Here is a 21,593-nt window from a genome sequence, read left to right on the forward strand (position 1 = left end):
CAGGTCGTCAAGGTCGCAGCCATCCGACGCCGCGCAGCAACTGTGCCGTCTCGAACAGCGGCAGGCCGACCACGTTGGAATGACTGCCCGACAGGAACCGGATGAAGGCCTCGGCGCGGCCCTGGATGGCGTAGCCGCCGGCTTTGCCCTGCCATTCACCGCTGGAGAGGTAGTCCGCCACCTGCTGCTCGGTCAGGCGCTGGAACGTCACAGCGCTTTCCACCACGCGCTTCAGCCGGCGCCCATCGGGAAGGGCGAGCACCACGGCCGTGGTCACCATGTGCCGCCGACCCGACAGCAGCGTGAAGCAGGCTTGCGCCTGCGCGTCGGTCTCCGCCTTGGGCAGGATGCGGCGGCCGACGCCGACCACCGTATCGGCAGCGAGAACCAAGGCGTCAGGCCGTTGCGCCGCCGCGGCCTCGGCCTTGCCGAACGCCAGGCGCACCGCATGCGGCCGCGGCGTCTCGCGCTTCATCGGCGATTCGTCGATGTCGGTGGCGATGACCTGCGCGGGAACGATGCCCAGCCGGGCAAGAAGGTCGAGGCGCCGCGGGCTGGCGCTTGCCAGCACCAGCGGCGGGCGCGATTCGGGCACTGGCGGCCTACTTGGAGCGATCCCGGCGCATGCCGGTCACTTGAAGCGGAACGTGATGCGGCCCTTGGTCAGGTCGTAGGGCGTCATCTCGACGTTCACGCGGTCGCCGGCGAGCACGCGGATGCGGTTCTTGCGCATTTTCCCGGAGGTGTGCGCCAGAACCATGTGCTCATTGTCCAGCTTCACGCGGAACATCGCATTCGGGAGGAGTTCAACGACCTGGCCGCTGAACTCAATCATATCTTCCTTCGACATCGGGCCTCGAATTTGGCGCGCCAGGCGCGCATGGGGGAACGCGGCGCGACGGCGCGCCACCGGAAATCGGCGGGAAAATGGTCCGCGAACCCCGCCGGGTCAAGCGCAGCGTCAGCCGCCGAGTCGCAATGCCACGCTGCGGGCGTGCGCCGTGAGGCCCTCGGCCTCGGCCAAGGCCACCGCGGAAGGCCCCACAGCGGCGAGTGCGGCCTCATCCGCCTCGACCCAGGTGGTGCGCTTGAGGAAGTCGAACACCGACAGGCCCGAGGCAAAGCGCGCCGTGCGCCCGGTTGGCAGGACATGGTTCGGGCCGGCGACGTAGTCGCCCACCGCCTCGGGGCAGAAGCGCCCGAGGAAGGCCGCGCCGGCATGGCGCACCTGCGCGAGAAGCGCGCGTGGTTCCGCCACCATGAGTTGAAGGTGCTCCGGCGCCAGCCGATTGGTCAGCGCCGCGGCTTCGGTCAGGTCCCGCACCAGGATCACGGCGCCATGGCGGCGCCAGGATTCGCCGGCGATGTCGGCACGCGGCAGGTGCCGAAGCTCGGCCTCGACCGCGCCGGCCACCGCATCGGCGAGTGCCGCATCCGGCGTGATCAGGATGGATTGCGCGCTTTCGTCATGCTCGGCCTGGGCGAGCAGGTCCACCGCGATGTGGCGCGGGTCGTTGCCGGCATCGGCAATGACGACGACTTCCGACGGCCCGGCGATCGAATCGATGCCGACGCGCCCGAACACCTGGCGCTTGGCCTCGGCGACATAGGCATTGCCTGGCCCGACGATGCGGTCCACCGCGGCGATCGACGCGGTGCCCCAGGCCATGGCTGCCACCGCCTGGGCGCCGCCGATGCGGAAGATCTCGGTCACGCCCGCGCGCTTCGCCGCCGCCAGCACCAGCGGATTGAGCGTGCCATCGGGCGTGGGGACGCACATCGCGATGCGCTTCACACCCGCCGCACGCGCCGGCAACGCATTCATCAGCACCGAGGACGGATAGGCCGCCTTGCCGCCGGGCACATAGATGCCGACCGCGTCGATCGCTCCCCAGCGCATGCCCAGCGTCAAACCGGCGCTGTCCTGCATCTCAAGGTCGCGCGGTAGTTGCGCGCGATGGAATGCCTCGATCCGCTCGGCAGCGAGGTTCAGCGCCGCGCGGAGTTCCGGACGAATGGACGCATCGGCGGCCTCGATCTCCGCCGAGGTCACGCGCAGCGCGGCGGCATCCGCCGGCGCCCAGCGGTCGAAGCGGGCTGTGGTGTCGATCAGCGCGGCATCGCCGCGGGCCCGTACGGTGGCAATGATGTCGGCGACGGCGGCATCGACGCGGCTGGTGGTTTCGCGCGCCTCGTCCAGCAAGGCGGTGAAGGCGGATTCGAAATCCGAGGCGGTGGTGTCCAGGCGCTTCATGGGCAAAGGTCGGGGGAGAGAACTCCCCCGATCCCCCTCCTTCTTTTGGTTTTTTTCGTGCCCACGAACGGCGGGCGCGGCCCATCCGGGCCAGCGACTTGCACGGATTTGCCCGGGGCCACTGATGGTCTGGTCGCGGTCGCGCCTTCGCGCTCACGATCCAATGTAGGGTAGCCGACCAAGAGGCGGCCGGCGCTGCCGCTCGCCCGACGATATCGGCCGGCACCAATTGTCAGAAAAAGGGCGGGGGATTGGGGGAGGTTCTCCTCCCCCAACCTTCCTTGCTTGCTCACCGCGCATCCCGCCCGGCCAGCGCCGTGCGGAACCGCGCGATCCACGCCCCGATCGCCTCCGGCCGCGTCTTCAGCGCCGTGCGGTTGACCACCAGGCGCGAGGTGACATGCGCGATGACTTCCGTCTCGTGCAGGCCATTGGCCTTCAGCGTCGAACCGGTCTGCACCAGGTCCACGATCAGCCGCGACAGGCCCATCGAAGGTGCCAGTTCCATCGCGCCGTTCAGGTGGACGATTTCCGCCTGCACGCCGCGCGCGGCGAAATGGCGCTGGGCGATGTTGGGGTATTTCGTCGCCACCGTGACGCGCGACCAACGGGTCGGGTCGTCCGGCTCGGTCACCACGGGCTCGGCGATGGACACACGGCAGCGGCCGATGCCGAGGTCGAGCGGCGCATAGATCTCGGGATAGTCGAATTCCATCAGCACATCGGCGCCGCAGATGCCGATCTGCGCGGCCCCATGCGCGACGAAGGTGGCGACATCGAAGGACCGCACGCGGATCACGTCGAGCGCGGGGTCCTCGGTCGGGAAGCGCAGGCGGCGGCTGCTTTCATCGGCGTAGTCCGCCGCCGGGACGATGCCTGCACGGGTGAGGACGGGGCCGAGCTCGGACAGGATGCGCCCCTTGGGCAGCGCCAGCACGATCGGGCCGGCATCCTCGGGCGTGGCGGGCGTGATGGGGGAGGTAAGCGCGTGATCCATGGCGGAGGCTACACCAAGAAGGGCGGAGTCGGTGTCATCGCGATACCGTTTCAGCCCGGCAAACGTTCGATGTCTGCACCCACCGCGGCGAGCTTCGCCTCGACATGCTCATAGCCGCGATCGAGGTGATAGACGCGGTTGACGATGGTCTCCCCCTGCGCCGCCAACCCCGCGAGGATCAGCGAGACCGAGGCGCGCAGGTCGGTCGCCATCACCGGCGCGCCGGCGAGCCGCGGCACGCCGCGCACGATCGCCGAGGATCCGTGGAAATTGATGCGCGCACCCATGCGGGCGAGTTCCGGCACATGCATGAAGCGGTTCTCGAAGATCGTCTCGGTGATCATCGCCGCGCCCTCGGCGACGCACATCAGGGCCATGAACTGCGCCTGCATGTCGGTGGCGAAGCCGGGGAAGGGCTCGGTCACCACATCGGTGCCGCGAAGGCCGTTCAGGCGCGAGACCTTCAGCCCGCCATCGGCTTCGGCGACATCCACGCCGGCATCTCGCAGGATGCGCACCACGGCGCCGAGATGGTCGAGCCGCGCGCCGCCGAGCAGGACCTGGCCGCCGGTGATTGCCGCTGCGCAGGCGAAGGTGCCGGCCTCGATGCGGTCGGGGATGATCGGGTGGACCGCGGCACCCAGCGCGGGCACGCCTTCGACCAGCAGCCGGTCGGTGCCGAGGCCTTCTATCCGCGCACCCATGCGCATCAGGCAAGCGGCGAGGTCGCTGATCTCGGGCTCGCGCGCCGCGTTGACGATTTCGGTGACGCCGCTCGCCAGTGTCGCGGCCATCAGGATGTTCTCGGTGGCACCCACCGAGACCTGCGGGAAGATGATGCGCGCGGCCTTGAGGCCGCCAGGCGCGCGGGCCTCGATATAGCCGGCGGTGATCTCGATCTCGGCACCCATCTGCTCGAGCGCCTTGAGGTGCAGGTCGACCGGGCGCGTGCCGATGGCGCAGCCGCCGGGCAGGGACACGCGCGCCTGGCCGAAGCGGGCGACCAGCGGACCCAGCACGAGCACCGAGGCGCGCATCTTGCGGACCAGGTCGTAGGGTGCTTCGAGGTGCGTGGCCGCCCCGGACATGGTGATGGTGCGCGCCGTCTTGTCGCGTTCCACCGCCAGCCCGTGCTGCGCGAGCAGCCCGGCCATGGTCGTGACATCGGCGAGATCCGGCGCATTGGTCAACGTCAGCGGCCCGTCGGTCAGCAAGGCGGTCGCCATCAGCGGTAGCGCGGCATTCTTCGCGCCGGAGATCGGGATGGTGCCGCTGAGCGCGCGGCCGCCGCGGATACGGATGCGATCCATGGTCTACAACCTCGGCAGCGCGACGCCGCGCTGGCCCATGTATTTGCCGCGTCGGTCTGCGTAGCTCACCTCGGGTGGCGCCGATCCCTGCAGGAACAGGAACTGGCAGACGCCTTCGTTGGCATAGACCTTGGCGGGCAGGGGGGTGGTGTTGCTGATTTCGATCGTCACCTGGCCTTCCCATTCGGGTTCCAGGGGCGTGACGTTCACGATCAGCCCGCAGCGTGCATAGGTGGATTTGCCGAGGCAGATGACCAGCACGTCGCGCGGGATGCGGAAATATTCGACCGTATGCGTCAGCACGAAGGAATTCGGCGGGATGATGCAGACCGGCCCACGGCGGGTGACGAAGCCTTCCTCGCTGAACGCCTTGGGGTCCACCACGGCGTTGTCCACATTGGTGAAGATCTTGAATTCGTCGGCCGCCCGCGCGTCATAGCCGTAGGAGGACAAGCCGTAGGAGATCACGCCTTCGCGCCGCTGGGCCTCGACGAAGGGTTCGATCATGCCGTGATCGGTCGCCATGCGGCGGATCCAGCTGTCGGGCATGATGGACATGGGGCGGAGCCTGGCCTGCGACATGAGGGCGGGCGGGGCGGGGCGGGGCCCCGGCGCGCCCCAGGGCGGCCGCATTAGCCCATGGGCTTGGGTGGGGCAACCTTGCCGGCGTTGGAGGGTTGTTCTTCGGCGGCATCGCGCGCACGGATTTGCGCCTTGCGGCGCTTCAGGTTCTCCCGCAGCGCGGCGGCCAGGCGGGCGGTGCGATCCTCGGGCTTGGGTGGCGCAGGGGGTTTGGACATGCCCTGAGGATGGCTGCGACCGGCGCCGCCCGGCAAGATGGCGTCACCAATGGTTGCGGATCGCGCTTCCGTTACAACCCGTGGGCGCGGATTGATCTAAATCAAGATGAGATGAGTTCCGACCGCGTGGCGGTGAGCCTTGGAGTACGACATGACGCATGGCCCGGTGGCATTGCCCTGGACGCGGTCCCCCGCCGCTGGGAAGCCCGCATGCGAGGACCCGGCGCTGAGCGGCCTGCTGCCAACATCGATGGTCGTGACGGTTCGTGGGGAGCGCCAGGTTGACGAGCTGGAGGCGGGCGACATCGTCGTGGTGCTGGCCTGCGCCGGCTACCGCCCCGTGCAGCGGGTGGTTGAGACGATCGTCGACCTGGCGCGGCGCCCGGACGCCGCCCCGGTGCGGATCGCAGAAGGGGCGTTCGACCGTTTTTCCCCCAACCGGACCACGATCATCGCACCGCACACCCTGGTGGGGGTGGATGATTGGCTGGTTCCCATTGTCGCCCTGGTCAATGGCCGCAGCATCAGGACGGTGCCGATGTCGGGCGTTGTCCGCTACCTCCAGCTGGAGATGGGCGATCACGACATGATCGTGGCGGACGGGCTGCGTACCGGGACGCTGCGGCGGGGGACGGAGCCATGCCGGCCGCTGTTGACGGGAGGTGCCACGCTCGAACGGCTGCGCGCGCGGCTCGCGGATCGAATCCCGGCGCTCGAGGAAGCGGGGCTGCTTGCGCAAGGCGACGACCGGTAGGGCGGCCAGGCGGCCCCAGGCGCAAGGACGGGGTTGCGCGGCTGGTCCCATCCGCCTAGAGAGGGCGCCGCCCGCGGGCACGGCGCTGTTGTAGCTCAGTGGTAGAGCACTCCCTTGGTAAGGGAGAGGTCGAGAGTTCAATCCTCTCCAACAGCACCATTGCCCTGCCGTTCATGCCCCGCTGAACACCGGCGCCCGCTTTTCCCGGAATGCCTTCAGCCCCTCCTGGATATCCGCGCTCGCCTTGCAGGCCTTCGCCCGTGCCTCGCAGGCCGCGACGTCCAGCACCCCGTGCCCAATTTCGTTCAAGGCCTGCTTCATCCCCTGCACCGCCAGCGGCGCCATCGTCGACAGCGTTTCCGCCAGCCGGTCCACCGCGGCGTCCAGCGCTTCGGGTGCGACCAACTGCGTCAGGTAGCCGATGCGCAGCAATTCCTCCGCGCCCAGCTTCTCCGCTGTCAGGAACAGGCGCTTGGCATTGTTCAGCCCCAGGCGCGAAACGTATCGCCGCAATCCGCCCGGATAATAGTGCACGCCCAGCCGCCCGGCCGGCATGAACATCTCCATGCCTGTCACGCCGATGCGGAAATCCGCGGTCAGGGCAAGGTCCGTGGAGCCGCCGTAGACGCCGCCCTGCAGCCGGCAGATGGTCGGCACGCGCAGCGTTTCGAAGCGGTCGACCATGGCATCGAAACCCGGAGCCCGGGCGGCGGCCTCGCGGTCCTCGGCGAAGCTGCCCAGGTGGAAGCCGGCGCTGAAGGCCGGGCCGCTCGCCGCCAGCACCAGCACGCGCAGGTCGCGATTCGCCTGCACGGTGTCGAAATGCTCAAGGATGCGGATGATGTCGCCCGGCTCGACGCGGTTTCGGTGGCGCGCACGATGCAGGCGGATGGTGGCGCGGCGGCCCTCGATCTCGAGGCTCGGCGGGTCCAGGCGGGTGTCTTCGGTCATGGCGTTCCTCTTGTGGGGCCATGGTTCCCCAAACCGGCGCCGCTGGCCATGGCCGCCCCGACCCTCACCAGCCGCAGATCCGGCGTCCCGTCCGATTATGCGCCAGGATCTGGCGGGCGGTCTGGGCACTCAGCCCGTCCGCCTCGGCGACCAGGATCGGCCGCCAGGCGTCACAACCCGCGGCGCCAGTCCCGGCGCAACTCGTCGGCAGGATCGCCAAGGCGATCCACAGTCCGGTCCACCTCATCCCTGATCTCCCGCGCGCGCGCCGCGCGCTCAAGCGTTTGCGTCCGTGAGGCGGTGCGCCCGTCCCGCCGACCGGTGCCATAGGCGGCGAGCAGCAGCGCCAGTGCGGCCCCCCCCGCCGCGATCCAGCCGGCCGCGCGGGAACAGGCGGCGCCAAGCAGGGCAACGACCGCGCTCATGCCGACTGCCGCGCGCGCTGCCAGACGAACCAGGCGGCGGTGGCGACCAGCAGGGCTGCGACCACCCAGGGCCCGAGTGCACGGGCCAGTTCCGCCGCGCTGCCCAGATGCGGCGCAAGCTGCCCCAGCACCTCGGTGGCCGCGACGCCGCCAACCCCCGCTGCGGCGGTCCCCGCCGCCGCGCGCGCCGTGCCGCTGCGGGCCACCGCGGCGCGCCCGCCGGCCGTCACGCCGGCCAGCCGCAACCCGGCTTCGATCGTGCCGCGGTCATAGGGGTTGCCGCCGAGTTCATGGGTGATGATCGCCTCGACCAGCGGGCGGAGATCCTCGAAGCGATGCAGGTCCAACTCGGCACGCGGGTGCCGGTCCATCTGCCGGGCCACGGCGCCGACATAGGCCTCGGTGTTGTTCTCGCTGCCCGGTGCCCAGCGGCCGATGATGCCCCGGATGGTCCGCAGCCCGTGCCGGTCCTGATAGGTGGTCAGCAGCACGGCGAGCGCGCGGATGCCATAGGCGTGGGAGACGAAGCGGGCGAAGCGCGGGCGGCCGCCGACCGGTGGCGCCTCGATCGGCGGGTCGTCGAGGCCCTGCCAGCGATTGGCTGGGACATGGTCGATATTGCCCGGGTTGCGGTTGCGGTAGCCGCGGGTTTGGCGGGGGTCCATGGGGTCCTCCTTGGCGGGCCGCGGAAGACTGGCCCCGGACGGTGCTTCCGGGGCATCCTTCGCAGCGTGTTGGGGGGTGGGCGATGCGTGCGATCGGGGCGGCGATGCTGGGCCTTGTGGCCTCGACCGGCGGTGCGGCCGCGTCGTGCATCCACATCGTCCGCCATGCCGAAGCGCGGGACGATGCGGTCGCCTTCACCGCCGGGGTGCAGCGGGCCGTGCGCATGCCGATCGAACGCAACGACAGCTGCGCGGCCGACCTGCATGTCAGCTTCATGGTCGTGGAATTGTCCGTGATCGCCGGGCGCGCGGGGCGTGGCTACCTGGTCACCTATGCCGTCACCGATGAACGCGATGGCGACCTGCGTCCGAATATGGGCGCGACCTGGGCCATGGACCGCACCCAGGCCTTGCTGGATGCGGGCCAGTCGGCCGGTGCCGGAATCCGGTCCAGGACGTCGGGGCAGTAGACCCGATCGCGCTAGGCCGGACCCACCCAGCCACGTGACGATGCTTGCGCGACCGAGGGCATGGAGCGGTGTCCGCGCGCATCCGCGCCCGATCAGGCGAATCCACCTGATCGGGATCCGCTAGCGTGTGATGGCCGCAGGTGCGAATGCACCGGAGGCCTGAAGCACGCGATCAAACAACAGGTTAGAGCGTGATGGGTGAACGAATGTGAGCCAATCATGCTCTAATCCGCCAGCACGGTCAGGCTTTCGGCCGGTATGGTCACGCTGCCCGCCGCCCCCAGCGTCGCCGGGGACCCCAGTGCTGCCCAGGCCAGCGCATTGCCGCCGGACACCGCGTCGAACAGGCCGACATGGGTCAGCGTGCCGATGGCGGCGGTGAAGTTGAAGCGCAGCGCCGCCGCATTGCGTTGCGTGCCGCTGCCGGTGAAGGACACCGGCTGGCGAGCATACCCCGCGGCGGCGGAAGGCTCGCCGGTCAGGCCGGCGGCATCGGTCCCACCGGTGCCGAGCGCCACCCAGATGCCGGTCGGCAGGGCCGGCTGCCGTCCGGTCAGGGACCGCGCCAGCAGGTTCTTCGCATAGTCGGTCAGCGCGGTCATGGCCGTGTCTCCTTCGCTCGCATTGCGCTCAGCTCACCACCGCGCCGTCGGGCCAGCGCCAGGACGTGCCGTCGCTGACCGCGAAGCGCTTGTTCGCCGTGCCGTCCGATACAAAGATCAGGCAGCGCGCGAAGGTCGCCGCGGAAGGCAGGGTGGCGACCGTGTAGGTCGGCAGCTTGAAGGGCGCGGTGGACTCGACGTAGGCGGTGCCCTTGACCGCCAATTGCAGGTGAACGTTGGTGTCGCTGCCTTGGGCGATGATGCGCGGCCAGCCGCCTGACGCGGCCGCGTCCGCTCGGATGTAGTTGCCTGGCGTGCCGGTCGCGTTCACCTCGAAGGCGGTCTGGCCGCGCGTCTGAAGCCGGATCGTCGAGGTGCCCTTGGCGGCGATCGCGAGCGCGATGTTGGCGTCGGTCCCTTGGGCCATGATCGAAGGTGTGCCCGCGGTGACCGCGCTTGTTATGGCAACGCGGTTCACGCTGTTCGTCGGCGTCGTGATGCCCAGGCCATGCGCGCCCGAGGCGCCGCCCAGGCTGATCGTGCCGGCCGAGGATGCGCGCAGCACCTCGACCCCTGCGGCCGAGGCGGCGATCTCGGTCGAGGAGGGCGAGAAGAATCCCTGGTTGTCGAAGCCCAGCATCACGCCGGGCCGGTCGATCCGCCCGGCCGGCGCGCCGAGCGCCACATGACCATTGGTGCCGGTGTTCACCAGCGGTCCGGCATTGCCGTTGCCCAGCAGCGCCGGGCTGCCGAGATGGACCGCATTGGGCGTGCCGGATGCGACGTTGGCGACGTGGATCGCCGCCGATCCGTCGTTCAGACGGTTGTAGTACTCGGCGCGGAACGAGAAGACGTCCACGCGGTTGCCGGAGCCGTTGACGCGGATCGAATTGCTCTCGGCATCATCGATGCGCAGGTTGGCGATCTGCAGCCTGGCGTTGTTGCCGTCGATGCGGATGCCGTTGCCGCCCACCAGCGGCTGGCCGCCGGAATTGAACAGCTCCGACTGGGTGGTGATGCTGGCCATCTGGGCGGTGACGCCATTGCCCTCGACCCAGATCGGGGTGAGCACGAAATCGGCATACAGGCTGCCCACATAGACCTTGGTCGGCACACCCGAGGCCGAGGAGGCGAGCCGCAGCATCGACCGCGCGCCCAGCGCGAAGGCGTCGTCGATGAAGATGCCATCGACCTTGCGCAGCACCACCGCGTCGCAGTTCTGCTGCTGCCAGCGCACCACGTCGTCGTCGGACGTCGCGAACGGCCAGAAATGGATGTGCTCGATACGGCAGGCGTCGAAGGCGCGGTCGATCTCGATGCCGGTGGTGAAGACCTGGCCGCGCAGGCTCTCGATGTTCAGCCGGCCGGAATTGTCGCACCAGATGCCACGATTCACCGCGACCAGCAGGACGTTCTTGAAGGTGACGGAGCCGAGGCAATCCTGCACGCGGAAGACGAAGTCGTAGTTGGTCGGCGCCCAGGTCGCGTCCTGCGTCGCGTTGTGCGTCTGGCGTACCGCGATGTCGCGCACCGTGGACCCGCGCGCGCCGGTGCCCGTGAAGGTGAAGGGCGTGAATCCGGTGGTGTCGATGCGCAACCAGGTGCCGTCGGCGATCGACGGGCCTTCCGTGAAGCCCGCCCCCTGGAAGGTGATCGAGACGCTGTCCACCACCACCGGGCTGGCGATGCGGTACGACCGCGCGCCGAATTCCAGCGTGCCGCCGCCGGCCGCGTTCATCGCGTCGATCGCCGCCTGGATCGCCGGCGCGTCGTTGGTGGTGCCGTCACCGACCGCGCCGAAATCCCGCACATGATAGGGGCGGTCGGCGAGGATGCCGCCGCGCAGTTGCGCGACGGTCGCGTTGCGCGTGACGGCGCCGGCACCGCTGCCCTGGACGATGGGCAGCCTGTCGGCATCGGCCGTGGCGGCAACCGCCGGCAGCGCGCTGATCTTCGTATCGGACATGGGGATCTCCCGTCGGGGGCTGGGGAAGGGAAGGGGCGGGAGCCGCGGCAGGGGTGCGCGCGATCGCGTCGGATCGACGCGTCCCGTTGGACATTGCGTGGCTGGTCGGCGGCGTTCGGCGTGGCTGCCTCGGCCGCAACGGATTGGGCGTGACTGCGCGCACGCAATCCGCTCCGGCCCATTGGTGAAGCAAGCATCGTCGCCCGCCTCGGTGGTTCCACCCGGGCGGGACCTGGTCGGACCCCGGCACCCGGGGCACCGGCCGCTGTGGCCAATGGCCCGCCGGGAGGGCGGCTACAGGAGCAGCAGCGCACCGCTTTCGGTGAGCAGCGTGCCGCCCGCCTCGCTCAGCAGGCGCGGTGGCTGGGTCACGGCGAAGGGCGGCGAGAGGACGTAGCTCGTCGGATCGGTCGAATCGACCGCGAACAGCCGGTAGCCACCGGCAGGTTCCGGCGCAGTGAAGCCAGCCACCGCCCGGCCGGCCACCACCGCCACCGTCTGCGGTGTGCTGACATCGGCGCCGTTGGATCGGCGAAAGCTGAAGGTGACCTGAGCGATCGGGCCGGTGACGGTGACGCCGGCCACCAATGCATCGCCCGGATTGAGCGGGCTCGGTGGCGCATCCAACACGAGGGCCCGCGCGACGGCTGACCCGGCGAGGAAGACATCGGCCAGCAGCGTGGCCGAGCGCAGCAGGGCCGGCGCGCTGCCCGACGCATCCAGGGTCACCCCGCCGCCCGCGATCGACCCCCCCCGGATCGGCAGCAGGGCGGTGGCATCGGCCGCCTGCACGATGACGATATCGCCCGGCACGAGTTGCGCCGCGGCCGGGGTGAAGTAGCCGAGCGCCAACACGCTCGCCCGGTCGTCCTCGGTGCGATAGTGCCAAAGCGTGAAGCCATTCGCGGTGGTCAGCGCCGAAAGGCCGCTCGAGAGGAAGGGCATGCATGGCTCCTCGCCCGCCGGGACGGAAGGCGCGGGCCTTCCGCCGGAGCGGGTGCTGGGGGTCGGGCTGTCTGGGTGGGAGGACGGGGCGGGCGGAAGGCGCAGTTCGCCCCGTGATGAGGCGTGGATACAGGAACAAATACGGAACGTCAAGGCTAAAAATCCTACGCGTCACAAAACCTCGTAGGGGATGGCAGGCGCCGCGCGCATGGCTAGTCTCGCGCAATCCGCCGACCGCCGCCCAAGGGACCGCGCCGATGTTCCGACGCCTGCCGCTGCTGCTTGCCCTGCTGACACTGGCCCTGCCGGCTGCCGCGCAGGAGCGGGTGCTGAACGTCTACAACTGGTCGGACTACATCGATCCCTATGCGGTCGCCCGCTTTACACGCGAGACTGGCATCCGCGTCCGCTACGATGTCTATGACAGCCTGGAGACACTGGAAGGCCGGCTGTCGGCCGGGCGGTCGGGCTACGACATCGTGGTACCCACCAGCGAGCCGACCTTCGCCCGCTTGGTGCGCGCCGGCGCCCTGCGCCAGATCGACCGCGCGGCAGTGCCCAACTGGCGCAACCTCGACCCCGTGCTGATGGAACGGGTCGCGGCGATCGACCCGGGCAATCGTCATGGCGCGATCTATCTGTGGGGCACCGTCGGGCTCGGCATCAGGGTGGATCGCGTGCGCTCGGTGCTCGGTCCGGACGTGCCGCTCGACAATCTCGACATCCTGCTGAAGCCCGAGAATGCGGCGCGGCTCGCGCGCTGCGGCATCATGGTGATGGACAGCCCGACCGATGTGCTGCCTTCCGTGCTGCGCTGGCTCGGCCGCGATCCCAACAGCAGCGAGGCCGATGACCTGCGCGCCGCCGAGCAGGCGCTGATGGGCATCCGCCGCCATGTGCGGGCCATCATCGCCTCCTCCTCCATCCTCGACGCGCTGGCAACCGGGGAGGCCTGCGTCGCGCTCACCTATTCCGGCGACGTGATCCAGGCTGCGGCGCGTGCGCGGGAGGCCGGGCGCGGCGTCGAGGTCGGCTACGTCATGCCGCGCGAGGGCGCGCAGCTGTGGTTCGACATGATGGCGATCCCGGCCGATGCGCCGAACCCCGAGGCCGCGCAGCAATTCATCAACTTCGTGCTGCAACCGGACGTGATGGCCGGCATCACCAACCATGTCCGCTACCCCAATGCCGTGCCGGCAAGCCGGCCGCTGGTGGATGAGGCGGTGCGCAACGACCCCAATGTCTTCCCTTCCGCCGAGGCGCTGTCGCGCACCTTCATCGCCGGCACGCCGCCGCGCGAGGCCGAGCGGATCCGCACGCGGCTGTGGTCGCGCTTCAAGGCTGGGCGCTAGCTTGGCCGGGCCGATTGTAAACTCCGGCCCTGGTGGCCCTGCAGTCATCGGGCCGGCGCCGCTGCTCCGGGCCGAGGCGATTACCAAGACCTTCGGTGCGACACTGGCGCTGGACGCGCTCGACCTCGACATCGCGGAAGGCGAGTTCTTCGCCCTGCTGGGCGGATCTGGCTCCGGAAAATCCACGTTGCTGCGGATCATCGCGGGCTTCGAGGCGCCCGAATCAGGCCGCCTGCTGCTGGATGGCGCCGACATCGCCACCACGCCACCCTGGGCGCGGCCGGTAAATATGATGTTCCAATCCTACGCGCTGTTCCCGCACCTGACGGTCGCGGACAACGTCGCCTATGGCCTGCGCCGCGCCGGCGTGACGAAGGCGGAGGCCGCAGCGCGGATCGCCGCCGCCCTCGCCATGGTCGGGCTGACCGGTCTCGACCGTCGCAAGCCGCATCAGCTCTCCGGCGGGCAGAAGCAGCGCGTGGCGCTGGCGCGCAGCCTGGTGATGCGCCCGCGCCTGCTGCTGCTGGATGAACCGCTCGGCGCGCTGGATGCCGGCCTGCGTGAACGCACCGGCTTCGAACTGCGCGCCCTGCAGCGGCAGACCGGCGCGGCCTTCGTCATGGTCACCCATGACCAGGAGGAAGCGCTTGCGCTGGCGGACCGCGTCGCGGTGCTGGAAGCCGGGCGCATCGCGCAGCTCGGCGCGCCGCGCGACATCTACGAACGCCCGGCCTCGCGCTTCGTCGCCCGCTTCCTGGGGGCGGCGAATGTGCTGGAAGGCAGCGCGGCGGCAGGCGGCTTCGACAGCGCCGAGGCCGGCGTGACCTTCGCCGGCGCCATCCCGCCCGGCACGGTGGCTGTCGCGCTGCGCCCGGAGCGCATCCGCGTCGCGCCCGGCGCGGCCGGGCCGAACACCGCGCGTGGCGTGGTCGAGGACGCCGCCTTCCGTGGTGACGACACGCTGCTGCTGGTGCGCCTGCCCGGCGGCGCCGTGCTGCGCGTCGCCCATGCCGAGGAGGACGGCGCCCCGCCCGCCCGCGGCGCCGAGGTCACCCTCGCCTGGGAGGCCGCCGACGTCGTGCCGCTCGCCTCGTGAAGGGGCGGCTGGCGGTCCTCGCACCGGTCTGGGCCTGGCTGTTGGTCTTCGTCGCGTCGCCGGCGGCGATCCTTGTGGCCATCGCGCTGGCCGAGGCCGATCCCGGCCTGCCGCCCTTCCACCTGGCCTGGTCGCTGACCGGTTTCGCCACGCTGGTTGAGGACAGCTACTATCTCGACGCCCTGCTGACCGCGCTGCGCATCGCGGCGATGACGGCGGCGGGTTGCCTGCTCATTGCCTACCCCATGGCGATCGGTATCGCGCGAGCGGCGCCAGGCCGGCGGGTGCTGTTGCTGGCGCTGCTGATGCTGCCCTTTTGGACCGGCTTCCTGCTGCGCGTCGGCGCCTGGATCGGCCTGCTGCGCGACGAGGGCTGGATCAATGGTATGCTGATGGCGGCGGGCCTGACCGACGCGCCCCTGCCGCTGCTCTACACCGAGGGCGCGATGCTGATCGGCATGGTGCATGCCTATCTGCCCTTCGCGGTGCTGCCGCTGTTCGCAGCCCTGCTTCGGCTCGATCCCACGCTGGGCGAGGCGGCGGCCGATCTCGGCGCGCGGCCGGCTACAGCGTTCTTCACCGTGACGCTGCCAGTCACCGCGCCCGCGGCCGCGGCGGGGTTCCTGCTGGTGTTCATCCCGGCGGCAGGCGAGTTCGTGATCCCCGAACTGATGGGCCCGCCGGAAGCGCAACTCGTCGGCCGCGTGCTGTGGCAGGAATTCTTCCAGAACCGCGACTGGCCCGTGGCCGCGGCACTCGCCGTCGCCTTGCTGGCGCTGCTGTTGATCCCCATTCGCCTGTTCCAGCGGCTGGAAGCGCGCGCATGAGGCGCGGCCGGTTCATCGCCGTGGCGATGGGGGCGGGATTCGCCTTCCTCTGGCTGCCGATCCTGCTGCTGGTCGGTTACGCCTTCAGCGCCGACCGCATCCCCTTCCAGTGGGGCGGCTTCTCGCTGCGCTGGTTCGCGGCGCTGGCAGCGAATGATCGGGTGGTCGACGCCGCCATGCTGTCGCTGCGCGTCGCGGCGGGGTCGGCAAGCCTCGCCGTGCTGCTCGGCGGCACAGCGGGCTGGGCCTTGGCACGCTATGGCCGGTTCCGCGGCCGGGCATTGTTCGGCGCATTGATCGGCGCGCCCCTGGTGCTGCCGGAGGTCGTCACCGGCCTATCCCTGCTGCTGCTGTTCGTGGCGCTGGAGATCACCACAGGCTGGCCGCAGGGCCGCGGCGCGGCGACCGTGCTGCTGGCGCACGCGACGCTCGGCGCGGCCTTCGTGGCGGTGGTCGTGCAGGCACGCCTTGCCGAGACGGACCGCAGCCTGGAGGAGGCGGCGATGGATCTGGGTGCCACGCCATTCACCGCCTTCCGCACCATCACCCTGCCGCTGATCGCCCCGGCGTTGGGGGCAGGGTGGCTGCTCGCCTTCACACTCTCGCTCGATGACGTGGTGATCGCCTCCTTCGTCTCCGGGCCGGCCGGGACGACGCTGCCCATGGCGCTGTTCGCCATGCTGCGGCTGGGCCTGACGCCGGAGGTCAATGCACTCGGCGCCGTGGTGGTCATCGGCGTCGGCGCCATGCTGGCGGTCGCCGCGCTGCTGCTGCGCCGGCGCGGCGACTCCCGCTGATGCGCAAAGCGGCCTAGCCTGCCGCGCAGAACGACCTCGGTGGGAGAGAAACGCATGCACCGCAGACAGATGCTCGGCGCCCTGGCGGCGGCCGGCGCCCTGGTGGCCCCGCGACTGGCGCAGGCCGCCTGGCCGGCCGACCGGCCGATCCAGGTGCTGGTACCGGGACCGGCCGGCGGGGGCATGGACATCCTGGCGCGCACGATCCTGCCTTTCGTCCAGCAGCGCCTGTCGCGGGCGAATTTCGTCGTGGTCAACCGCCCCACCGCCGGCGGCCAGCAGGCCTTCGAGGGCATTGCCCAGGCGGCCCCCGACGGCTTCACCATCGGTGCCGCCCAGGCACCCAATTCCATCACCCTGCCGATCGAACGCCAGGTGCGCTACCGGGTGCAGGACTTCACCTTCCTCGGCAACGTCATTGAGGATCCCTGCGGGCTGTGGGTGAAGGCGGACAGCCCGATCACCAGCGTGACGGAATTGGTAGCCGCCGCCCGGGCGCGGCCGGGGCAGGTGACGATCGGCACCGCCGGGGTCGGCAGCGATGACCATCTGCTGATCCTCGCCCTGCAGGATGCGACGCAGACCGAGTATTCCCACGTGCCCTTCAACGGCACCCCGCCCATCGTCACCGGGCTGCTGTCCCGCAGCATCGATGTCGGGTCCTTCAACATGAGCGAGGGGCTGGGCCTGATGCGCGAAGGGCTGATCCGGGCCCTGGCGCAGGGTGGCCCGGAACGCTGGACCGGGACGGCGCAGGTGCCGACCTTCCGCGAAATCGGTTTTGCCGTGATCGGCGGGTCCACCCGCGGCCTGGTCGCACCGCCCAACCTGCCGGCGGAAATCCGCAATGAACTGCGCGCCGCGGTCACCGCAGCGAATGCCGATCCCGCCTGGATCGCTGAGGCGACGCGGTTGAACCTACCGATGCGCCCGATGTCGGCCGAGGACCAGGAGCGTCTGTTCCTGGATGAGGACGCGCGCCTGCGCGCCATCTGGGCCCGCAAGCCGTGGCGCGATTGAGGGGCGTCTGATCGAAGCGGCCGGGGCCAGTACCCGCACCCGGCCCCCATTCCAGGGCGCTGGCGTGGGGCGGCCGGGTTGGTGGTGCGGGCCGATGGCGGGCCTGGGAATGCGCCGCACGGCGCAATCCCGAACGCGGGTCCGGGTTGTGCCGAAGTCGGGTTGATGACCGGGGAGGGCGGGATTACGGTCCGCCCCCTCCCCAGAACCCAGCCGGGACCGCCATGACCCTGATCGCCGATCGCCTGAACCGTATCTCGCCCTCGCTCACCATCGCCATGACGGGCAAGGCGCGCGCGTTGAAGGCGGCGGGCAAGGACATCATCGGCCTGTCCTCGGGCGAGCCCGACTTCGACACGCCCCAGAACGTCAAGGACGCGGCGATCGCCGCCATCCAGCGCGGCGAGACCAAGTACACCGACGTCGCCGGCACCACGGAACTCCGCAAGGCGGTCTGCGAGAAGTTCAAGCGCGACAGCGGCCTCGACTACAAGCCGGAGGAGATCATCGTCTCCACCGGCGGCAAGCAGGTGATCTTCGACGCGCTGCTCGCCACCATCAATCCGGGCGATGAGGCGATCATCCCCGCCCCGTGCTGGGTGTCCTACCCGGACATCGTCGAACTGGCCGAAGGCAAGCCGGTGATCGTGCAGTGCGGCCAGAATGCCGGCTTCAAGATGTCGGCCGAGCAGCTGGAAGCCGCGATCACGCCCAAGACCAAGTGGCTGATCCTGAACAACCCCTGCAACCCGACCGGCGCGGCGTATAGCGCGGCGGAGATCAAGGCGCTGACGGATGTGCTGCTGAAGCACCCCAATGTCTGGATCTTCACCGACGATATCTACGAGAAGCTGGTCTATGACGGCTTCAAGGTGGCGACGATCCTGGAAGTCGAGCCGCGCCTGCGCGACCGCACCGTGACCATGAATGGCTGCTCCAAGGCCTATGCCATGACCGGCTGGCGCATCGGCTTCGCCGGCGCGCCGGTCGCGCTGATCAAGGCGATGGACAAGCTGCAGGGGCAGTCCACCTCCGGCACTTCCTCGATCTCCCAGGCCGCCGCCGTCGAGGCGCTCGCCGGCCCGCAAGAGAGCATCGAGGCGATGCGCGTCGTCTATGAGCGCCGCCGCGACATGGTGGTGGACATGCTGAATGCCTGCGCCGGCCTGCGTTGCCACAAGCCGGAAGGCGCCTTCTACGTGTTCCCGGACATGCGCGGCTGCATCGGCAAGACCACCGCCGGCGGCAAGAAGATCGAGACCTGCGAGGACTTCACCATCGCCCTGCTGGAGGAAACCGGCGTCGCCACGGTGCATGGCGCGGCCTTCCTCTCCCCGGGGCATTTCCGCATTTCCTACGCGACCTCGGATGCCGCGCTGAAGGAAGCCTGCGGCCGCATCCAGAAGTTCTGCGCCGGGATGGCGTGAGCGCGGCCTTCACCCTGCGTCCGGTCGGGGAAGCGGATTTCGAACCGCTCCTCGACCTATCCATCCGCGTGCTGCGGGCGGATCTCGATCGCGTCGGCCGGTTCGACCCGGATCGGCGCCGAGCCCGGATGCGGGCCGGCTTCGACCCGGCGACGCTTTCAGCCATCGAATGCGATGGGCGTCTGGTCGGCTGCATCGCGGCGACACCCGCGGCCGACCATATCGAAGTCCATTCCTTCTACCTGGAGCCCGACACGCAGGGCCGCGGCCTGGGTGCCGCCGTCTTTGCCGCCGTCACCGCCCGCCATGCCGGCCTGCCCGTGCGGATCGAGGTGCTGAAAGGCAGCCAGGTTCACCGGTTCTGGGAGAAGCAGGGCTTCGTCCGGACGGGCGAACAGGATTTCGACTGGCTCTATGAACGTCCGCCAAGCCTTGGCGACTCCGCACCCGCGGCCTAGTTTCGCGAAACTGTTCTCCCGAAGGGACACCGAAAGAAAATGCCAGCCCTCGCCGCCCGAATGAGCGAAGTTTCCATCTCCGCCTCCGTCGTCATGACGATGAAGGCACGGGAGCTGGCCGCCAAAGGCATCAAGGTCATCAGCCTCGGCACAGGCGAGCCCGATTTCCCCACCCCGCTGCATGCGATCGAGGCCGCGCACAAGGCCGCCCTCGCCGGCGACACCAAGTATCCGCCGCAGGATGGCAGCCCGGCGCTGAAGGCGGCCGTGCAGCGCAAGTTCAAGCGCGACAACAACCTCGACTACGCGCTCGACGAGATCATGGTCGCCAATGGCGGCAAGCAGTGCATCTTCAACGCCTTCATGGCGACGCTCGATCCGGGCGACGAGGTGGTGATCCCCGCCCCCTACTGGATCTCCTACGCCGACATGGCGAAGATCGCCGGCGGCAAGCCGGTGCTGGTGTCCTGCCCGCAGAACAACGGCTTCAAGCTACGCGCCGAGGATCTCGACGCCGCCATCACCCCCAAGACCAAGTGGGTGATGCTGAACTTCCCCAACAACCCGACTGGTGCGGCGTGCTCGCGCGCCGAGATGCAGGCGATCGCCGATGTGCTGAAGAAGCACCCGCATGTCTGGGTCATGACCGACGACATGTATGAGCACCTCGTCTATGACGGCTTCGAATTCTGCACCATCGCCGAGGTCGAGCCCGCGCTGAAGGACCGCACGCTGACGGTCAACGGCGCGTCGAAGACCTATGCCATGACCGGCTGGCGCATTGGCTTCTGCGGCGGGCCGAAGGCGCTGATCAAGGCGATGGTCAACATGCAGGGCCAGGCCACCTCCGGTGTCTCCTCGGTCGGCCAGGCGGCCGCCGCCGCCGCGCTGGACGGCCCGCAGGATATCGTGCGCGAGCGCGCCGAGGATTACCGCAAGCGCCGCGACATGGTGGTGGAGATGCTGAACGCCGCCCCCGGCATCGCCTGCCACAAGCCCGAGGGCGCCTTCTACGTCTTCCCGAACATCGCCGGCTGCCTCGGCAAGACGACCAAGGCGGGCAAGAAGATCGACACCGACACCGACTTCGCCCTTGCTTTGCTCGAGGAGAAGTACGTCGCCGCCGTGCAGGGCTCGGCCTACGGCATGTCGCCCTATCTGCGCATCTCCTACGCGACGGATACCGACAGCCTGCGTGAGGCCTGCGAGCGCATCCAGGAGTTCTGCAAGGAACTCGTGTGACCGCGGCGCAGGCCCTGCGCGACGGCCTGGACAGTGACGCCGACGGGTTCATCGCCCTGATCGGCGCCTGCTGGGGCGAATACCCCGGTTGCATCCTGGATGTGGACGGTGAGGTGCCGGAACTCCGTGCCCTCGCCACCTACTTCCGCGACCAGGGCGGCCGGCTCTGGGTCGCGGAACAGGGTGGCCGCATCATCGGCATGATCGCCACCCGCCCCCTCAAGGAGGATGCAGCCTGGGAGATCTGCCGAATGTATGTGGACGGCGCGGCACGCGGCAGTGGTCTCGCGACGCGGCTGCTTGATACCGCCGAATCCCATGCACGGGTGTCCGGGGCAGAACGCATGGTCCTGTGGACCGACACGCGCTTCACGCGGGCCCACGGCTTCTACGAAAAGCTGGGCTATGTGCGGCAGGGCTCGATCCGGATCCTCGACGACATCTCGAACTCGCTGGAATTCCGCTACACCAAGCCAGCGGTGGGGCTGGTGGTCGAAGCCCTTGACGCCGCCGCGGCGGCGAGCGCGGAACGCCGCCTCGCGGAACTGCTGATCGCCTGCGTTGCGGATGGCGCATCCCTGACCTTCATGCCGCCATTGTCGCGCGACCGCGCGGTGGCCTTCTGGAAGACCGCCTCGGCAGCGGTGGCGGCCGGCAGCCGCGTGCTGCTCGCCGCCTGGTGCGATGGAAGGCTTGCCGGCTGCGTCATCCTCGACCTCGCCACCGAGGAGAACATGCCCCACGCGGCCTCCCTGCGCACGCTGATGGTCGACCCGGTGGAACGCCGGCGCGGCATCGGCCGCGCGTTGATGCGCCGCGCCGAACAGGCCGCGCGGGCGCATGGGCGGCGGCTGGTCATGCTCGACGCCCGTGCCGGCAGTGCCGCCGAATCGCTGTACCGGGGCGAAGCGTGGCAGGAACTTGGGCGCATTCCGGGCCTGGAACTGAACGCCGCGCGTGAGTCCTGCGATACGGTGTTTTTCTGGAAGCGGGTCTGATCCCAGGGGGTCTTGGAGCGCGATTGGTGCATCTTCGTTCACCTATCACGCTCTCATCTATTGTTTGTTCGCGTGATCCAGACCTTCGGCGCATTCGCACCTACGGTCATCACACGGTTAGGCGCGCTGGAGCTGTAGATTGGAGGGGCGCCGCTCCTCCAAACCACCCCGCCAAAGGCTAGTGGGCCTTTGGAAACCGTCACCTGGCACCGGGCACTGCGTTCGGGGCCAATTCCC

General features: G+C 69.5%; 24 protein-coding genes and 1 tRNA gene. 12 read left to right on the forward strand and 13 right to left on the reverse strand.

What is annotated here, in order from left to right; all coding sequences use genetic code 11:
- Positions 1–7: 7 nt before the first annotated feature.
- The 7 genes from AAFN86_RS16095 to AAFN86_RS16125 form a co-directional block, all read right to left on the reverse strand.
- Positions 8–595, reverse strand: coding sequence for a Maf family nucleotide pyrophosphatase (locus AAFN86_RS16095; RefSeq protein ID WP_347544375.1), 588 nt, complete (start codon positions 593–595; stop codon positions 8–10).
- A gap of 36 nt (positions 596–631) precedes the next feature.
- On the reverse strand, positions 632–850 hold the full coding sequence (gene infA, locus AAFN86_RS16100) for a translation initiation factor IF-1 (protein WP_007003972.1): 219 nt from the start codon (positions 848–850) through the stop codon (positions 632–634).
- A 111-nt stretch (positions 851–961) separates the two neighbouring features.
- On the reverse strand, positions 962–2,254 hold the full coding sequence (gene hisD, locus AAFN86_RS16105) for a histidinol dehydrogenase (protein WP_347544376.1): 1,293 nt from the start codon (positions 2,252–2,254) through the stop codon (positions 962–964).
- 289 nt (positions 2,255–2,543) lie between these two features.
- Positions 2,544–3,251, reverse strand: a complete 708-nt coding sequence (gene hisG / locus AAFN86_RS16110; protein ID WP_347544377.1) for an ATP phosphoribosyltransferase — start codon at positions 3,249–3,251, stop codon at positions 2,544–2,546.
- 50 nt (positions 3,252–3,301) lie between these two features.
- Positions 3,302–4,561 carry a UDP-N-acetylglucosamine 1-carboxyvinyltransferase gene (gene murA / locus AAFN86_RS16115; RefSeq protein ID WP_347544378.1) on the reverse strand — a complete coding sequence of 420 codons (1,260 nt, stop codon included), beginning with the start codon at positions 4,559–4,561 and terminating at the stop codon, positions 3,302–3,304.
- Between the two features lie 3 nt (positions 4,562–4,564).
- Complete coding sequence (gene dcd / locus AAFN86_RS16120) at positions 4,565–5,119, reverse strand: dCTP deaminase (protein WP_347544379.1); 555 nt, start codon at positions 5,117–5,119, stop codon at positions 4,565–4,567.
- A 74-nt stretch (positions 5,120–5,193) separates the two neighbouring features.
- Positions 5,194–5,361, reverse strand: coding sequence for a hypothetical protein (locus AAFN86_RS16125; protein WP_347544380.1), 168 nt, complete (start codon positions 5,359–5,361; stop codon positions 5,194–5,196).
- A gap of 151 nt (positions 5,362–5,512) precedes the next feature.
- Here AAFN86_RS16125 and AAFN86_RS16130 point away from each other — a divergent pair, with 151 nt between their 5' ends.
- Both AAFN86_RS16130 and AAFN86_RS16135 read left to right on the forward strand, forming a co-directional pair.
- On the forward strand, positions 5,513–6,115 hold the full coding sequence (locus tag AAFN86_RS16130) for a Hint domain-containing protein (protein ID WP_347544381.1): 603 nt from the start codon (positions 5,513–5,515) through the stop codon (positions 6,113–6,115).
- A gap of 84 nt (positions 6,116–6,199) precedes the next feature.
- Positions 6,200–6,274: transfer RNA gene (locus tag AAFN86_RS16135), tRNA-Thr, on the forward strand.
- Between the two features lie 12 nt (positions 6,275–6,286).
- Here the strand turns inward: AAFN86_RS16135 and AAFN86_RS16140 are convergent.
- The 3 genes from AAFN86_RS16140 to AAFN86_RS16150 all read right to left on the reverse strand — a co-directional run bounded on the left by AAFN86_RS16140 (position 6,287) and on the right by AAFN86_RS16150 (position 8,156).
- Positions 6,287–7,066 (reverse strand): enoyl-CoA hydratase/isomerase family protein, encoded by a 780-nt coding sequence (locus tag AAFN86_RS16140; protein WP_347544382.1) that lies wholly within the window; start codon positions 7,064–7,066, stop codon positions 6,287–6,289.
- A 170-nt stretch (positions 7,067–7,236) separates the two neighbouring features.
- The gene (locus tag AAFN86_RS16145; RefSeq protein ID WP_347544383.1) at positions 7,237–7,491 is read right to left on the reverse strand and encodes a hypothetical protein; all 255 of its coding nucleotides are present in this window, start codon (positions 7,489–7,491) and stop codon (positions 7,237–7,239) included.
- Positions 7,488–8,156, reverse strand: coding sequence for a structural protein (locus tag AAFN86_RS16150; protein WP_347544384.1), 669 nt, complete (start codon positions 8,154–8,156; stop codon positions 7,488–7,490). The genes AAFN86_RS16145 and AAFN86_RS16150 overlap by 4 nt, the downstream gene beginning before the upstream one ends.
- 83 nt (positions 8,157–8,239) lie before the next feature.
- Here AAFN86_RS16150 and AAFN86_RS16155 point away from each other — a divergent pair, with 83 nt between their 5' ends.
- Entirely contained in the window at positions 8,240–8,626 is a 387-nt protein-coding gene (locus tag AAFN86_RS16155) for a hypothetical protein (RefSeq protein WP_347544385.1), read from the forward strand.
- 224 nt (positions 8,627–8,850) lie between these two features.
- Here the strand turns inward: AAFN86_RS16155 and AAFN86_RS16160 are convergent, their stop codons facing one another.
- The 3 genes from AAFN86_RS16160 to AAFN86_RS16170 all read right to left on the reverse strand — a co-directional run bounded on the left by AAFN86_RS16160 (position 8,851) and on the right by AAFN86_RS16170 (position 12,139).
- Positions 8,851–9,228: a hypothetical protein gene (locus AAFN86_RS16160; RefSeq protein WP_347544386.1), complete on the reverse strand. Its 378-nt coding sequence runs from the start codon at positions 9,226–9,228 to the stop codon at positions 8,851–8,853.
- 28 nt (positions 9,229–9,256) lie between these two features.
- A complete protein-coding gene (locus AAFN86_RS16165) occupies positions 9,257–11,194 on the reverse strand; it encodes a glycosyl hydrolase family 28-related protein (RefSeq protein WP_347544387.1) in 1,938 nt (645 codons plus the stop codon).
- Between the two features lie 294 nt (positions 11,195–11,488).
- Positions 11,489–12,139 carry a hypothetical protein gene (locus AAFN86_RS16170; protein ID WP_347544388.1) on the reverse strand — a complete coding sequence of 217 codons (651 nt, stop codon included), beginning with the start codon at positions 12,137–12,139 and terminating at the stop codon, positions 11,489–11,491.
- A 257-nt stretch (positions 12,140–12,396) separates the two neighbouring features.
- Here AAFN86_RS16170 and AAFN86_RS16175 point away from each other — a divergent pair, with 257 nt between their 5' ends.
- From AAFN86_RS16175 to AAFN86_RS16215, 9 genes are all read left to right on the forward strand, one after another.
- The gene (locus AAFN86_RS16175) at positions 12,397–13,491 is read left to right on the forward strand and encodes a polyamine ABC transporter substrate-binding protein (RefSeq protein WP_347544389.1); all 1,095 of its coding nucleotides are present in this window, start codon (positions 12,397–12,399) and stop codon (positions 13,489–13,491) included.
- Between the two features lies 1 nt (position 13,492).
- The gene (locus tag AAFN86_RS16180) at positions 13,493–14,587 is read left to right on the forward strand and encodes an ABC transporter ATP-binding protein (RefSeq protein ID WP_347544390.1); all 1,095 of its coding nucleotides are present in this window, start codon (positions 13,493–13,495) and stop codon (positions 14,585–14,587) included.
- A complete protein-coding gene (locus tag AAFN86_RS16185) occupies positions 14,584–15,414 on the forward strand; it encodes an ABC transporter permease (RefSeq protein ID WP_347544391.1) in 831 nt (276 codons plus the stop codon). The genes AAFN86_RS16180 and AAFN86_RS16185 overlap by 4 nt, the downstream gene beginning before the upstream one ends.
- Positions 15,411–16,211 carry an ABC transporter permease subunit gene (locus tag AAFN86_RS16190; protein WP_347544392.1) on the forward strand — a complete coding sequence of 267 codons (801 nt, stop codon included), beginning with the start codon at positions 15,411–15,413 and terminating at the stop codon, positions 16,209–16,211. Before AAFN86_RS16185 ends, AAFN86_RS16190 begins: the two co-directional genes overlap by 4 nt.
- A gap of 54 nt (positions 16,212–16,265) precedes the next feature.
- Positions 16,266–17,231, forward strand: coding sequence for a tripartite tricarboxylate transporter substrate binding protein (locus tag AAFN86_RS16195; protein ID WP_347544393.1), 966 nt, complete (start codon positions 16,266–16,268; stop codon positions 17,229–17,231).
- A gap of 224 nt (positions 17,232–17,455) precedes the next feature.
- Positions 17,456–18,658 (forward strand): pyridoxal phosphate-dependent aminotransferase, encoded by a 1,203-nt coding sequence (locus tag AAFN86_RS16200; protein ID WP_347544394.1) that lies wholly within the window; start codon positions 17,456–17,458, stop codon positions 18,656–18,658.
- Positions 18,655–19,116 (forward strand): GNAT family N-acetyltransferase, encoded by a 462-nt coding sequence (locus tag AAFN86_RS16205; RefSeq protein WP_347544395.1) that lies wholly within the window; start codon positions 18,655–18,657, stop codon positions 19,114–19,116. The genes AAFN86_RS16200 and AAFN86_RS16205 overlap by 4 nt, the downstream gene beginning before the upstream one ends.
- Positions 19,117–19,155: 39 nt before the next feature.
- Positions 19,156–20,358: a pyridoxal phosphate-dependent aminotransferase gene (locus AAFN86_RS16210; RefSeq protein ID WP_347544396.1), complete on the forward strand. Its 1,203-nt coding sequence runs from the start codon at positions 19,156–19,158 to the stop codon at positions 20,356–20,358.
- Entirely contained in the window at positions 20,355–21,356 is a 1,002-nt protein-coding gene (locus tag AAFN86_RS16215) for a GNAT family N-acetyltransferase (RefSeq protein WP_347544397.1), read from the forward strand. The genes AAFN86_RS16210 and AAFN86_RS16215 overlap by 4 nt, the downstream gene beginning before the upstream one ends.
- Positions 21,357–21,593: the final 237 nt, after the last annotated feature.

The organism is Roseomonas sp. CAU 1739, from assembly GCF_039839775.1.
Lineage (GTDB): Bacteria > Pseudomonadota > Alphaproteobacteria > Acetobacterales > Acetobacteraceae > Neoroseomonas.

Coding starts and splice junctions, on each gene's coding strand:
- infA (WP_007003972.1), bottom strand. CDS start 850: ATGTCGAAGGAAGATATGATTGAGTTCAGCGGCCAGGTCGTTGAACTC.
- hisD (WP_347544376.1), bottom strand. CDS start 2,254: ATGAAGCGCCTGGACACCACCGCCTCGGATTTCGAATCCGCCTTCACC.
- hisG (WP_347544377.1), bottom strand. CDS start 3,251: ATGGATCACGCGCTTACCTCCCCCATCACGCCCGCCACGCCCGAGGAT.
- murA (WP_347544378.1), bottom strand. CDS start 4,561: ATGGATCGCATCCGTATCCGCGGCGGCCGCGCGCTCAGCGGCACCATC.
- dcd (WP_347544379.1), bottom strand. CDS start 5,119: ATGTCCATCATGCCCGACAGCTGGATCCGCCGCATGGCGACCGATCAC.
- AAFN86_RS16125 (WP_347544380.1), bottom strand. CDS start 5,361: ATGTCCAAACCCCCTGCGCCACCCAAGCCCGAGGATCGCACCGCCCGC.
- AAFN86_RS16130 (WP_347544381.1), top strand. CDS start 5,513: ATGACGCATGGCCCGGTGGCATTGCCCTGGACGCGGTCCCCCGCCGCT.
- AAFN86_RS16140 (WP_347544382.1), bottom strand. CDS start 7,066: ATGACCGAAGACACCCGCCTGGACCCGCCGAGCCTCGAGATCGAGGGC.
- AAFN86_RS16145 (WP_347544383.1), bottom strand. CDS start 7,491: ATGAGCGCGGTCGTTGCCCTGCTTGGCGCCGCCTGTTCCCGCGCGGCC.
- AAFN86_RS16150 (WP_347544384.1), bottom strand. CDS start 8,156: ATGGACCCCCGCCAAACCCGCGGCTACCGCAACCGCAACCCGGGCAAT.
- AAFN86_RS16155 (WP_347544385.1), top strand. CDS start 8,240: ATGCGTGCGATCGGGGCGGCGATGCTGGGCCTTGTGGCCTCGACCGGC.
- AAFN86_RS16160 (WP_347544386.1), bottom strand. CDS start 9,228: ATGACCGCGCTGACCGACTATGCGAAGAACCTGCTGGCGCGGTCCCTG.
- AAFN86_RS16165 (WP_347544387.1), bottom strand. CDS start 11,194: ATGTCCGATACGAAGATCAGCGCGCTGCCGGCGGTTGCCGCCACGGCC.
- AAFN86_RS16170 (WP_347544388.1), bottom strand. CDS start 12,139: ATGCCCTTCCTCTCGAGCGGCCTTTCGGCGCTGACCACCGCGAATGGC.
- AAFN86_RS16175 (WP_347544389.1), top strand. CDS start 12,397: ATGTTCCGACGCCTGCCGCTGCTGCTTGCCCTGCTGACACTGGCCCTG.
- AAFN86_RS16190 (WP_347544392.1), top strand. CDS start 15,411: ATGAGGCGCGGCCGGTTCATCGCCGTGGCGATGGGGGCGGGATTCGCC.
- AAFN86_RS16195 (WP_347544393.1), top strand. CDS start 16,266: ATGCACCGCAGACAGATGCTCGGCGCCCTGGCGGCGGCCGGCGCCCTG.
- AAFN86_RS16200 (WP_347544394.1), top strand. CDS start 17,456: ATGACCCTGATCGCCGATCGCCTGAACCGTATCTCGCCCTCGCTCACC.
- AAFN86_RS16210 (WP_347544396.1), top strand. CDS start 19,156: ATGCCAGCCCTCGCCGCCCGAATGAGCGAAGTTTCCATCTCCGCCTCC.